The organism is Streptomyces sp. NPDC058221 (assembly GCF_042882365.1).
In the GTDB taxonomy this organism is placed as follows: Bacteria; Actinomycetota; Actinomycetes; order Streptomycetales; family Streptomycetaceae; genus Streptomyces.
Map to the genome: position 1 here is coordinate 1 of NZ_JBHVWF010000126.1, position 12,403 is coordinate 12,403.

Below are 12,403 nucleotides of genomic sequence, written 5' to 3' on the forward strand. Positions count from 1 at the left end.
GTGCTGCTCCTGCAGTCCCGCCCCGCCATGACCGCCGGTGAGCTCGCCCAGGAGCTGGAGGTGTCGGAGCGGACCGTCACCCGGGACGCCCAGGCGCTCTCCGAGGCCGGGGTCCCGGTCTACGCGGATCGGGGGCGGGCGGGCGGGTACCGGCTCGTCGGCGGGTACCGCACCCGGCTCACCGGTCTCGCCCGTGACGAGGCCGAAGCGCTCTTCCTCTCCGGGCTGCCCTCCGCCCTGCGCGAGATGGGTTTGGAGGACGCCGCGTCCGCCGCCCGGCTGAAGGTGTCGGCAGCCCTCCTCCCCTCCCTGCGGGACGCCTCCACCGGCGTCACCCGGCGCTTCCACCTGGATGCGCCCGGCTGGTACCAGGAGCCGGCCGTCCCCGAACTGCTGCCCGTGATCGCCGAGGCCGTCTGGGCCGACCGGACGGTCCTGGCCCACTATCCCCGGCCGGGCCGGGAGACCGGGACGGAACGCGAGCTGGCACCGTACGGGCTCGTCCTGAAAGCCGGGGTCTGGTATCTCTGCGCCCGCGCGGGGGACGACTTCCGGGTCTACCGGGTCGGCCGGTTCACGGCTGTCACCGTGACGGACACCCGGTTCGTCCGGGACGAGGGCTTCGACCTGCCGGGCTTCTGGACCGAGCGCGCGGCGCAGTTCGCCCGCTCGATCCTGCGTGCCGAGGTCACACTGCGCCTCTCACCCGCGGCGGCCGCCCGGCTGCCGCACACCGTGGACCGCGTCGCCGCCCGGGAAGCCCTTGACGCGGCAGGACCGCCGGACGCCGACGGATGGGTCACGGTCACTCTGCCGGTCGAGTCCCTGGACGTGGCGTACAGCCAGCTGCTCTCCCTGGGAACGGAGTTGGAGGTCCTGGAGCCGCCCGCGCTGCGGACCCGCTTCGCCGCCGCCGCGAGACGTCTGCACGCGCTCTACCGGTGTCCCCTGCAAGGCTTCGATTCGGTGTCTCCGCGTGCGTGGCCCGCCGCCAAGGCAGATGCTGGACCCGTGATGGACGAGACGGAATTCTGGGAGCTCATCGACAGCACCCGCGAGGCCGCCGACGGCGACCCCGAGGACCACGCCGACCTGCTGGTCGAGCGGCTGGTGCAGCTCGATCCCGATTCCGTGCTGGACTTCGCCCGGCACTTCGAGGCCCGCTACAACCGCGCGTACCGCTGGGATCTGTGGGGCGCCGCCGCCGTGCTGCTCGGCGGCGCGAGCGACGACGCCTTCGACTACTTCCGCTGCTGGCTGATCGGCCAGGGCCGGGAGGTCTTCGAGGGCGCCGTGCACGATCCGGACAGCCTCGCCGAGCTCCTCGAGGACTTCGACGGGGAGCTGGACGGGGACGCGGAGGAGCTGGGCTACGCCGCGGACGAGGCGTACGAGCAGCTCACCGGGGTGGTCACGCCGGACCTCGGGCTGCCGCCCCAGCCCGCCGAGCCGGAAGGCACCCCGTTCAGCTTCGAGGACGACGCGGCCCTGGCCGAGCGCTTCCCGTTGCTCCAGGAGCGGTTCGGCAGCGTCTGAGCCGTACCGGTACGGCTCCTCACCGGCGGAACGTGGCTCTTCGGCCCTTCAGCCCTTCAGCCCTTCAGCCCTTCAGCCCTTCAGCCGGCGATCCTCGGGCCCGGCTCACGGGGCGAGCGAGCGGCCCATCAGCACGTCGTCGACGTATCGCCCGCCCAGGAAGAACTCACCGGGCAGCACCCCCTCGACGACGAACCCCTCCGAGGCGTACAGCGCCCGCGCCGGCGCGTTGTGCCCGAGCACCCGCAGAGTCATCCGGTTCGCCCCCTGGCTCCGGGCGGCCGCCATCGCCCCTCGCAGCAGGTCCCTGCCGATCCCCCGGCCGCGGGCCCGGTCGGCCACGGCCAGGCCCTGTATCTGGCGTACGTGCGTGTTGCAGGCCAGCGGGGTCGGCGGGACCAGCCTTATGTATCCGGCGAGCAGCACCTCGCCGGCCGGGTCCGCCGTCTCGGCCACCAAAAAGTCCTCCGGCCGGTGGTTGGCGTCGAAGAAGGGCGCGTACGGCGGCTGCGGCCTCGGCGAAACGGCGTGCAGCGTCGACCAGGTGGCACGGTCGATCTCGCCGAGAGCGGTGCCGTCGGAGAGGACCGAGGGACGGACGGAGTGGGCCGGGTGCGTATGGGTCTCGGACATGCGCGCCACTGTGCCACGCCCTCCCACGCCCGGTTCGTGCGGCAGGATGGGCCCATGCCGCACTCTCGTATTGCCGTCAGCGGATCGACCGGACTCATCGGAGCGGCCCTGGTCCGCTCGCTGCGGACCGACGGGCACGAGGTGGTCCGGCTGGTCCGGCACCCGGCCAGGTCCGGCGACGAGGTGGAGTGGGACCCCAAGCGCAGTTACGTCGACGTGGCCGGGCTCGTGGGCTGCGACGCCGTCGTCCATCTCGCCGGGGCCGGGGTGGGCGACCACCGCTGGACCGAGGCGTACAAGCGCGAGATCCGGGAGAGCCGGGTGCTGGGCACCGCCGCGGTCGCGGAGGCCGTCGCCTCGCTCGACACCCCGCCGAAGGTGCTGCTGGCCGGGTCCGCGATCGGCTACTACGGCGACACCGGGGACCGGCCGGTCGACGAGGGCGCGCCGCCCGGCGACGGGTTCCTGCCGTCGGTGTGCGTGGAGTGGGAGGAGGCCACGGCCGCCGCGGAGGAGGCCGGGGTCCGGACCGTGCACGCCCGCACCGGGCTGGTCGTCGCCCGGCAGGGCGGGGCCTGGGGCCGGCTCTTCCCGCTCTTCCGCGCAGGGCTGGGCGGGCGGCTGGGCAACGGGCGGCAGTACTGGAGCTTCATCGCGCTGCACGACCACATCGCGGCCCTGCGGCACGTCCTCGACACCCCGGAGCTCTCCGGGGCGGTGAATCTGACCGGCCCCGATCCCGTCACCAATGGCGAGGTCACGGCGGCGATGGGGCGGGTGCTGCACCGGCCGACCCTCTTCACCGCTCCCGCGCCTGCGCTGCGGATCGCCCTGGGCGACTTCGCCGAGGATGTGCTGGGCAGTCAGCGGGTGCTGCCGGCGCGGCTGATGGGCTCGGGTTTCGCGTTCGCCTTTCCCGGGATCGACGCGGCCATCCGCGCCGCACTGCGCTGATCCGGCCCCGCCCCGAGTACGCTCCCGGGCCCCGGGAGCTTCCAGCCCGTCGGTGCATGGAGACGGGCGTGCGACCCCGTGCACCGGTGCCCCGGTCCGCGCGACTGCGCCGATATCCGGCCGCACTCCTAGCCTCAAGGCGAACTCGCGCATTCCGGTGGCCTGTTGAGGGCAAGAGCCTCCCACCAGTTGCGCCGACTCGGGGAGGGCACGTGCTCAGCACGGCACACCACGCGGACGTCGTCATCATCGGGGCCGGGATCGCCGGCCTGTCAGCGGCCCACCGGCTGACCAGCGCGGGGGTGAGTGTCAGCGTCCTGGAGGCCGACCCCAGGGTCGGCGGCCGGATGACGACCGAGGAGGTGGACGGCTTCCGGCTCGACCGGATCGGGCCGCTCCTCAGCACCTCGTACCGGGAGCTGTTCGCGTCGCCGGGGCTCGACGGACTCGTCCTGCGGAACTTCGCCCCCGGCGTGCTCGTCCACAGCGGGGGCCGCCGCTACCGGACCGGGGAGGTCCGGGGCGCCCGGGGCGCGCGCAATGCCCGGGGTGCGCTCAAGGCGGCGCGGGCCCTCGCGAGTGTCCCCGGAGCGCCGCTCAGCACCACCCTCACCGGGGTGATGGGCGGCGCGATCGACCAGGCCAGGCTCGGCGCCGCCCTCTCCCGCCTCGCCGCCACCCCCCGCTCCCGCGTCCTGGCCCGGCCCGAACGGACCGCGCTCGACGCCCTGTCCCGCCGCGGACTGTCCTCCCGTACGCTCAACGGCTTCGTCCGCCCGCTGCTCACCGCTCTGCTCAGCGACCCCGGACTCACCACGTCCAGCCGGTGCGCGGATCTTGCCCTGCGCAGCTACGCGAGCGGCAGGCTCTGCGTACCGTCGGGAGGTTCGGGGACGCTGCCCGAACTGCTGGCGGCGGCGCTGCCGCCGGGCACCCTGCGGACGGGCGTCCATGTCACGGCCGCCGACATCACCTCGGTACGCACCAAGGAACACGGCGAACTGGGCTGCCGCTCCCTGCTGCTGGCCACCGGGGCGGGCGCCGCCGCCGAGCTGCTGCCCGGCCTGCGGGTGCCGTCCTTCCGCCCTGTGACGGTGCTGCACCACACCGCCCCCGCTCCCCCGCCGACCGGCGCGTCACTGGTGCTGGACGCCGACCGCTCGGGCCCGGTCGCGCACACGGCCGTGATGAGCGAAGTCGACCCGGCGCGCGCCCCGCACGGCCGGACCCTGGTCAGCTCGACGGTGCTCGGTACCCCGCCGCCCGATCTGGACCGCACGGTGCGCGCTCATCTCGCCGCGCTCCACGGCACGCCCACGGACGACTGGGAGCTGCTGGCCGTCCACCACGACCCGGAGGCGGTGCCCGCGATGGAGGCCCCGCACGACCCGCACCGGCCGGTCCGGCTGCTCGCCGGCCTGTACGTGTGCGGCGACCACCGCGACACGAGCACGGTGCAGGGTGCCCTGTTCTCGGCCCGCCGCGCCGCCGATGCGATTCTCACCGACCTGGGCGTACGGCCGCCGGGGCACGGAAGCGCCGCCGCGCTCCCCGAAGCCGCGTAGGGCCTGCCCGGCGGGTCGGGGCGGGCAGGCCGGGCTCACCCCAGTGCGGCAACCCGTTCGCGGTACCCGCGTACGGCGGCGGCGTCCCGGAACGGTTCGAGCCGCCGCTCGAAGTCCCGTACGTACTCCGTGGCGCGCACCGACCGCATCTCGGCGGCCTGCTGGGCGGCCTCCGCGCCGAGCCGGCAGGCCTGGTCCAGATCGCCGAGCCCGAGCCGGGCGGAGGCCAGCACCACCCGGCAGAACAGCCGGCTGCGGGCGTACGCGGGAGCGCGCAGCTGCAGCGAGCGCTCCGCGTGCTGCGCGGCGGCCCGGTACTGCTGAAGGTCCCGGTGGCAGTGGCCGAACTCGTCGGCGAGCTGGGCCTCGTCGAAGTAGCGCGCCCAGTGCGGCACGTCGTCCCCGGGCCGGGAGACCTCCAGCGCGCGCTCCGCCCGCGCCAGCGAGGCCGCGCAGGCCTTGGCCTCCCCGAGGACGCCGTGACCGCGTGCCTCGACCGCGTGCAGCAGGGCCAGGACGGCGTTCGGCGCCGCCGAGCCGATGCCCTGCTGGGCGACCCGCGCCAGCTGCACCGCTTCCCTGCCGTGCCCGAGGTAGACGGCCTGCCGGCTCATGGTGATCAGGACATAGCTGCCGTAGGCCCGGTCCCCGGCGGCCTGGGCGAGCCGTAACGCCTGGACGAAGTACCGCTGGGCGAGTCCGTGTGCGGCGATGTCGTACGAGGTCCAGCCCGCGAGGCGGGTCAGATCTGCGGCGGCGGCGAACAGCCGGCGGCCGGTGGCCTCGCCGTACGCGCCGCGCAGCATCGGTTCCGCCTCGTGCTCCAGGTACCGCACCAGTGCCTGCCGGGCGTGACCTCCGCCGTAGGTGTTGTCGAGGGTGCGGAAGAGCTCGGCGACCGAGCGCAGAGCGGCGACGTCGCCGCTGCCGACCTTCTGGCCGGAGCCCCGTTCGGTCTGCCGCTGCCGGGGCACGCCCGGTGCCACCGGCAGCGCGGTGGGACCCGGAAGGCCGGGAGGGACGGGCGAGCCCGGGTGCCGGGACGGCGCGGGCCCCCGGGGCCCGGGCCGTCCGCCCGGCCCTGCGGCGCCGCCCTGCTCCGGCACCGCGCCGAGCCCGGCCGGGCCGCCTGGTCCGCCGGGCGGAAGCAGGCCGGGGCTCCCGGTCTGCCCGTTCGCTCCGGGGCCGTACGTCCCGCCGCTCTGCCCCGGCGCCCCGCGTGGCCCGCCGACCGTCTGCACGCCGTGCGTCCTGCCTGCCGTTCCGGCGACGGGAACACCGCCGCCCGCTCTGACCGGCCCGCCTGCCGCACCCGCGACCGCCCCGGGCTCGCCGCCACGGCCCACCCACTCGTCCGCCCGTCCGATCAGCCAGTCCCGGCTGGGGACGACCAGCCCGGCCGGGGTGAAGGCGATCTTCCGCAGCTCCGTATGGCTGCCGGAGTCCTTCCGCCAGAGCCCGCTGACGATGTCGACCGCCTCGGCGGGGGTGGCCGCGAACTCCAGGCCGGCATAGACCGGGGCGCAGGCGTCCAGCCCCAGGTCCTGCGCCGAGAACCTGCGCCCGAGCCGCCGGGTGAACACCTCGGCGATCAGCGCCGGGGTGGTCCCCCGCGGCTGCTGTCCGCGCAGCCAGCGGGTCACGGAGGTCTTGTCGTACCGCAGGTCGAGGCCGTGTTCGAGACCCAGCTGGTCCACCCGGCGGGCAAGGCCGGCGTTGGAGAATCCGGCTTCGGTGATGAGCGAGGCAAGTCGGCGGTTGGGCGTGCGCTGCGGAGGTCGTTCCGACATCAGCTGTACGGTCTCCTGCCTTCGGGGCCGGGCGGGCAGCCCCTAGGGCCTGCTCTGGGATCCCTGCTGAGTCGCGGGGAACGGCCTAGGGAACGGCGCGAATTTAGCGGCCTCCGGGGCAGCCCCGGTCACGTTGGCTTCACATTCATCCGATCGTGTGAGGATTGGGAAGGCGCTGACGGGAACGACCTGCCGGACCGCGGACCGGCGTGCGGTCGTACAGTTGCGGGTGGCGCGATTCGGTGCATGGTGCCGTGACGCCGGGGACACTCCCCCGGACCCGGCCCCGCAAGGAGAAAGGCTGCTGCCGTGACTGAGCTTCGGTTCGTCCGTCTGGGATTCGGCGAGGAAGCCGTCGACTACCGGGAGGCCTGGCGGAAGCAGCGCGAGGTGCACGCGGCGCGGTTCGAGGACACCGTCCCCGACACCTGTCTGCTGCTGGAGCACCCGTCCGTCTACACAGCGGGCCGGCGCACCGTCGACAGCGAGCGCCCCCTGGACGGCACTCCGGTCATCGACGTGGACCGCGGCGGCAAGATCACCTGGCACGGACCGGGCCAGCTGATCGGCTATCCGATCCAGAAACTGCCGCGCCCGGTGGACGTCGTCGCACATGTGCGACGTCTGGAGGAGGCGCTGATCCGCACGGCGGCCGAGTTCGGTGTGGAGGCCAGCCGGGTCGAGGGCCGCAGCGGCGTCTGGGTGCTCGGCGACCCGGTCGAGCAGCGTCCGGCGATCGGCGGTCTCTCCCTCGACTTCGACCCGCGGCTCCAGGACGAGGAGTTCGACGCCCGGCTGAACGGCCCCGAGTACGCCCCGTCCAACGCCGGCCAGCGCCGCGAGGACCGCAAGCTGGCCGCGATCGGCATCCGGGTGGCCAAGGGCGTCACGATGCACGGCTTCTCCCTCAACGTGAACCCGGACAACACCTCGTTCGACCGGATCGTGCCGTGCGGCATCCGGGACGCGGGCGTCACCTCACTGGCGTACGAGCTGGGCCGCGACCTCACGATCGCGGACGTGCTCCCGGTCGTCGAGAAGCACCTCAGGGACATCCTGGAGAACGCCGAACTCGCCCCGCGCACGATCGAGCGCACAGCCGATGCCGTGGCCACGGCATGACACTCGGAGTACCGCTCCGGGAATAGGCCCTGTCGGCCACAGGTTGGCCAGACGTAAAGCCGTATGAACTACGGGCGTACCCTGGTGTTCGCCGAAGAATCCAATGCAGCGAGAGCAAAGGGGAGTGCCGGAGTGTCCGCTGTCGCACCCGACGGGCGCAAGATGCTGCGCCTTGAGGTCCGGAACAGCCAGACCCCCATCGAGCGCAAGCCCGAGTGGATCAAAACCCGGGCGAAGATGGGCCCCGAGTACAACCAGTTGCAGAAGCTCGTGAAGAGCGAGGGTCTGCACACGGTGTGCCAGGAGGCGGGCTGCCCCAACATCTTCGAGTGCTGGGAGGACCGCGAGGCCACGTTCCTCATCGGCGGCGACCAGTGCACCCGGCGCTGTGACTTCTGCCAGATCGACACGGGCAAGCCGCAGGCGCTGGACCGGGACGAGCCCCGTCGCGTCGGCGAGTCCGTCGTCACGATGGACCTGAACTACGCCACCATCACCGGCGTCGCCCGCGACGACCTGGAGGACGGCGGTGCCTGGCTGTACGCGGAGACCGTGCGCCAGATCCACGCGCAGACGGCCGAGCGCGCAGCCGGCCAGACCAAGGTCGAGCTGCTGATCCCCGACTTCAACGCCGAGCCCGAGCAGCTCGCCGAGGTCTTCGCCTCGCGCCCCGAGGTGCTGGGCCACAACGTGGAGACGGTGCCGCGGATCTTCAAGCGGATCCGTCCCGGCTTCCGGTACGAGCGTTCCCTGGAGGTCATCACCCGGGCCCGCGAGGCCGGTCTGGTGACCAAGTCCAACCTGATCCTCGGCATGGGCGAGACCCGCGAGGAAGTCAGCCAGGCGCTCCGGGACCTGCACGACGCGGGTTGCGAGCTCATCACGATCACGCAGTACCTGCGGCCGACCCCGCGCCACCACCCGGTCGAGCGCTGGGTGAAGCCGCACGAGTTCGTGGAGCTCAAGGACGAGGCCGACGCGATCGGCTACTCCGGCGTGATGTCCGGGCCGCTGGTCCGTTCCTCGTACCGCGCGGGCCGGCTCTTCCAGCAGGCGATCGAGCGGCGCGGCGCCGCCGCTGCCGCGCCGACCGCGTGAACGACGCACGTGCGAACGGCGGCTGCGCGAACGGCAGCCGTGTGAAACCGAGCACAAGAGGCTACTGAACAGTAATGGCTGGTTCGGCGCGGCCCGTGCGCTCCTCGCAGGTCGGAGGCGCGTATGGGCCGCGCCGACGTGCGCGCCGCCCACATCAGGGTTTCATTGGTGTTTGACCGACCGGTCATGCGCTGGTAACACCAAGCAGTGACCCTGGATGCACGCAGCGCAGTGGCTCTCCGGCCGCTGCCGACCCCGTCACGTATCCAGTCCGCGCAACACACTCCGCTCACTGAGCACCACTCAGTCCGCGCATCCGTTCCGAGGGGACTTCCACGATGCAGGCCGTGCCGGTACGCGCCACCGCCATTCCGTCCGTCACCACCGCCCTCCGCGCCGTCGAGTCGCTGCTGCTGAGCAGCGGCCAGCGCACCGCCCGCCGCAACGCCTGGACGGCCGTCCTGGAGGACCGCCGCCGGGCCAAGGACCGGGTCGAGTCGGAGTACGTACTGGAGGCCGTGGCCGAGCACCGTTCCTAGGCCACGTAAACTTCCTCGTATGGCGAGGAAGGCAAAAACCACTGAAGGCGCGGACAGCGCCGAGAACGCGGGGCGGCTCAAGCAGATCGCCCTGACCTACAAGATGACCAGGCGGACCGACACCAAGATCGGTCTTGTCGTCGCGGGTGTGGGAATCGTCACCTTCGGTGTCCTCCTCGCGATCGGTTTCTTGATCAACCACCCGATCTACGTGGGCATCCTGGGCTTCGTGCTCGCCCTCCTCGCGATGGCGATCGTCTTCGGACGGCGTGCCGAGCGGGCCGCCTTCGGGCAGATGGAGGGCCAGCCGGGCGCTGCGGCGGCGGTACTGGACCGGGTGGGCCGCGGCTGGTCCACGACGCCGGCGGTCGCGATGAACCGCAACCAGGACGTCGTCCACCGTGCCGTGGGCAAGGCGGGCATCGTGCTGGTGGGCGAGGGCAACCCGAACCGGGTGAAGACGCTGCTCGCGGCCGAGAAGAAGAAGATGGCCCGCATCGTGGTCGACGTACCCGTGCACGACATCATCGTCGGCAACGACGAGGGCCAGGTGCCGCTCAAGAAGGTGCGCACCAAGATGCTGAAGCTGCCGCGCGTACTGACCGGCCCCCAGGTGACGGCCGCCAACGACCGGCTGCGCGCGATGGGCGACCTGATGAGCAACATGCCGCTGCCGAAGGGCCCGATGCCGAAGGGTATGCGGATGCCGCGCGGCGGAAAGATGCGCTGACGTACGGAGCGGGACGGGCATACGAAGAGGGCGGGTCACGAACCACTGGTTCGTGACCCGCCCTCTTCGTAGGTCCATATGCCGTCCGGCCCTGCGCACAGCCCGTGCCGCTGCCGTCCCGAGCCTGTGTCTCAGCTGCCGGACGCCGGGACCGGCGGCCGTGGGCCGGCCGGTCGACCGCGGCTCAGATGCGGATCTGGACGGCGCGGGCCAGCCGGTCGTGCAGGCCCCGGCCGTCGCGGTCCCAGACGAGTGCGGGGATCACCAGGCACAGCAGCACGCTGCGCACCAGCACCCTCCCCAGGCCCAGCCGGCCGCCCACCTCGGCGACGACCCTGATGCCCAGGACGCGCTTGCCCGGCGTGCAGCCGATGGTGCCCACGGTGAGCAGGCTCAGCACGAGGAAGATCCCGAGCGCCCAGTTACCGGCCGCCTGCTGGTCACCGCGAGCGAACAGCCCGTATGCGATCAGCATGCACAGGGCCCAGTCGATGAAGATCGCGCCGAAACGGCGGCCGAGCGGCGCCATGGCCCCCGGCCCCTGCTCGGGAAGTCCGAGCCGCTTGCCCCGGTACCCGAAGTCGGCGCCCATCTCCTCGGCGGCCGCACGCGGCCCGGAGAGCCACGATCCGATTGCTTGCCTGTTGTCCACCCGACCACGGTACTGCGCGGGCCCGCACCCCCGGCCGGGCGGGTGCCGCCACCGCCTTCCGACACCGCCCGGAAACCGGCCCGGAACCCGCCCGGAACCGGCCGCCGCACGGCCACGAGGCGCCGCTCACACCCGGCCCGGTTAACTTCTGCGAAACAAATGGGTCATGCTTGAGAAATCCGGTCTGCCTATGGTCGGGTCCAGCGTGTGCCACCGCACTGGCCGCACAACGAGCTGCAACCCCGTCCCGCCCGGGCCGGGAGTAGGAGGAGTTGGATGTTCCAGAACGCCGACGACGTGAAGAAGTACATCGCCGACGAAGACGTCAAGTTCATCGACGTCCGGTTCTGCGACCTGCCCGGTGTGATGCAGCACTTCACCATCCCGGCGGCGGTCTTCGACCCGACCGAGGAGCTCGCCTTCGACGGCTCGTCGATCCGCGGTTTCCAGGCCATCCACGAGTCCGACATGGCGCTCCGAGCGGACCTGTCGACCGCCCGCGTCGACCCCTTCCGCCGCGACAAGACCGTCAACATCAACTTCTTCATCCACGACCCGATCACCGGCGAGCAGTACAGCCGTGACCCGCGGAACGTGGCCAAGAAGGCCGAGGCGTACCTGGCCTCCACCGGCATCGCGGACACCGCGTTCTTCGGCCCCGAGGCCGAGTTCTACGTCTTCGACAACGTCCGCTTCCAGACGTCGGCGAACGAGAGCTTCTACCACATCGACTCCGAGGCCGGCGCCTGGAACACCGGGTCGGAGGACAACAACCGCGGCTACAAGGTCCGCTACAAGGGCGGTTACTTCCCGACCCCGCCGGTGGACCACTTCGCCGACCTGCGTGCCGAGATCTCCCTGGAGCTGGACAAGAACGGCCTCCAGGTCGAGCGCCAGCACCACGAGGTCGGTACCGCCGGACAGGCGGAGATCAACTACAAGTTCAACACGCTGCTCGCCGCGGCCGACGACCTGATGCTCTTCAAGTACATCGTGAAGAACGTCGCCTGGCGCAACGGCAAGACCGCGACCTTCATGCCGAAGCCGATCTTCGGCGACAACGGCTCGGGCATGCACGTCCACCAGTCCCTGTGGGCCGGCGGCGACCCGCTGTTCTACGACGAGCAGGGCTACGCGGGCCTCTCGGACATCGCGCGCTACTACATCGGCGGCATCCTGAAGCACGCCCCGTCGCTGCTGGCGTTCACCAACCCGACGGTGAACTCCTACCACCGTCTGGTCCCCGGCTTCGAGGCCCCGGTCAACATGGTGTACTCGCAGCGCAACCGCTCCGCCGCGATGCGCATCCCGATCACGGGCTCCAACCCGAAGGCCAAGCGCGTCGAGTTCCGCGCCCCGGACCCTTCGTCCAACCCGTACCTCGCCTTCTCGGCCCTCCTGATGGCCGGCCTGGACGGCGTGAAGAACAAGATCGAGCCGCCGGAGCCGATCGACAAGGACCTCTACGAGCTGGCTCCCGAGGAGCACGCCAACGTCCAGCAGGTCCCGACGTCCCTCCCGGCCGTCCTCGAAGCCCTTGAGGCGGACCACGAGTACCTCCTGGCGGGCGGCGTCTTCACGCCGGACCTGATCGAGACGTGGATCGACTTCAAGCGCACGAACGAGATCGCCCCGATCCAGCTGCGGCCGCACCCGCACGAGTTCGAGCTGTACTTCGACCTCTAAATCTCGGGGTCGCGTGCGTAAGGATTATCGGTGAGGGCTGCTTCCCTGGTCATCAGGGAAGCACCCCACCCCCCGGTGCCGGGCCCCGGGGCCGCGCG

10 protein-coding genes and 2 pseudogenes are annotated in these 12,403 nt (G+C 72.0%); 9 read left to right on the top strand and 3 right to left on the bottom strand.

From position 1 onward, the window contains the following. Nucleotides 1–942 (top strand): annotated as a pseudogene (locus tag ACFVW8_RS30255) (helix-turn-helix transcriptional regulator); the annotation flags it as partial. An 84-nt stretch (nucleotides 943–1,026) separates the two neighbouring features. Further along, nucleotides 1,027–1,536, top strand: a pseudogene (locus ACFVW8_RS30260) (DUF4240 domain-containing protein); the annotation flags it as partial. 105 nt (nucleotides 1,537–1,641) lie between these two features. On the opposite strand, the gene ACFVW8_RS30265 reads toward ACFVW8_RS30260, so the two are convergent. Further along, a complete protein-coding gene (locus ACFVW8_RS30265; protein ID WP_389695555.1) occupies nucleotides 1,642–2,169 on the bottom strand; it encodes a GNAT family N-acetyltransferase in 528 nt (175 codons plus the stop codon). A 54-nt stretch (nucleotides 2,170–2,223) separates the two neighbouring features. On the opposite strand from ACFVW8_RS30265, the gene ACFVW8_RS30270 reads away from it, so the two are divergent. Both ACFVW8_RS30270 and ACFVW8_RS30275 read left to right on the top strand, forming a co-directional pair. Then, a complete protein-coding gene (locus tag ACFVW8_RS30270) occupies nucleotides 2,224–3,123 on the top strand; it encodes a TIGR01777 family oxidoreductase (protein WP_389695557.1) in 900 nt (299 codons plus the stop codon). A 212-nt stretch (nucleotides 3,124–3,335) separates the two neighbouring features. Further along, complete coding sequence (locus tag ACFVW8_RS30275; RefSeq protein ID WP_389695559.1) at nucleotides 3,336–4,688, top strand: NAD(P)/FAD-dependent oxidoreductase; 1,353 nt, start codon at nucleotides 3,336–3,338, stop codon at nucleotides 4,686–4,688. Nucleotides 4,689–4,723: 35 nt separating this feature from the next. On the opposite strand, the gene ACFVW8_RS30280 is transcribed toward ACFVW8_RS30275, so the two are convergent. Then, the gene (locus tag ACFVW8_RS30280; RefSeq protein WP_389695561.1) at nucleotides 4,724–6,478 is read right to left on the bottom strand and encodes a regulator; all 1,755 of its coding nucleotides are present in this window, start codon (nucleotides 6,476–6,478) and stop codon (nucleotides 4,724–4,726) included. Between the two features lie 309 nt (nucleotides 6,479–6,787). On the opposite strand from ACFVW8_RS30280, the gene lipB reads away from it, so the two are divergent. From lipB to ACFVW8_RS30300, 4 genes are all read left to right on the top strand, one after another. Next, nucleotides 6,788–7,600 carry a lipoyl(octanoyl) transferase LipB gene (gene lipB / locus ACFVW8_RS30285; protein WP_389695563.1) on the top strand — a complete coding sequence of 271 codons (813 nt, stop codon included), beginning with the start codon at nucleotides 6,788–6,790 and terminating at the stop codon, nucleotides 7,598–7,600. Nucleotides 7,601–7,732: 132 nt separating this feature from the next. Then, the gene (gene lipA, locus ACFVW8_RS30290; RefSeq protein WP_389695564.1) at nucleotides 7,733–8,698 is read left to right on the top strand and encodes a lipoyl synthase; all 966 of its coding nucleotides are present in this window, start codon (nucleotides 7,733–7,735) and stop codon (nucleotides 8,696–8,698) included. A gap of 338 nt (nucleotides 8,699–9,036) precedes the next feature. Further along, nucleotides 9,037–9,237, top strand: coding sequence for a hypothetical protein (locus ACFVW8_RS30295; protein ID WP_389695566.1), 201 nt, complete (start codon nucleotides 9,037–9,039; stop codon nucleotides 9,235–9,237). A 19-nt stretch (nucleotides 9,238–9,256) separates the two neighbouring features. After that, a complete protein-coding gene (locus ACFVW8_RS30300) occupies nucleotides 9,257–9,967 on the top strand; it encodes a DUF4191 domain-containing protein (protein ID WP_389695568.1) in 711 nt (236 codons plus the stop codon). A gap of 184 nt (nucleotides 9,968–10,151) precedes the next feature. On the opposite strand, the gene ACFVW8_RS30305 is transcribed toward ACFVW8_RS30300, so the two are convergent. Further along, the gene (locus ACFVW8_RS30305; RefSeq protein ID WP_389695570.1) at nucleotides 10,152–10,619 is read right to left on the bottom strand and encodes an RDD family protein; all 468 of its coding nucleotides are present in this window, start codon (nucleotides 10,617–10,619) and stop codon (nucleotides 10,152–10,154) included. Between the two features lie 276 nt (nucleotides 10,620–10,895). Here ACFVW8_RS30305 and glnA point away from each other — a divergent pair, with 276 nt between their 5' ends. Further along, nucleotides 10,896–12,305 carry a type I glutamate--ammonia ligase gene (glnA, locus tag ACFVW8_RS30310; protein ID WP_389695572.1) on the top strand — a complete coding sequence of 470 codons (1,410 nt, stop codon included), beginning with the start codon at nucleotides 10,896–10,898 and terminating at the stop codon, nucleotides 12,303–12,305. Nucleotides 12,306–12,403 lie beyond the last annotated feature (98 nt).

What these genes read in the sequence shown, in the direction of transcription:
- ACFVW8_RS30265 (WP_389695555.1), bottom strand. Translation starts at nt 2,169, where the DNA reads ATGTCCGAGACCCATACGCACCCGGCCCACTCCGTCCGTCCCTCGGTC.
- ACFVW8_RS30300 (WP_389695568.1), top strand. Translation starts at nt 9,257, where the DNA reads ATGGCGAGGAAGGCAAAAACCACTGAAGGCGCGGACAGCGCCGAGAAC.
- glnA (WP_389695572.1), top strand. Translation starts at nt 10,896, where the DNA reads ATGTTCCAGAACGCCGACGACGTGAAGAAGTACATCGCCGACGAAGAC.
- ACFVW8_RS30295 (WP_389695566.1), top strand. Translation starts at nt 9,037, where the DNA reads ATGCAGGCCGTGCCGGTACGCGCCACCGCCATTCCGTCCGTCACCACC.
- ACFVW8_RS30280 (WP_389695561.1), bottom strand. Translation starts at nt 6,478, where the DNA reads ATGTCGGAACGACCTCCGCAGCGCACGCCCAACCGCCGACTTGCCTCG.
- ACFVW8_RS30270 (WP_389695557.1), top strand. Translation starts at nt 2,224, where the DNA reads ATGCCGCACTCTCGTATTGCCGTCAGCGGATCGACCGGACTCATCGGA.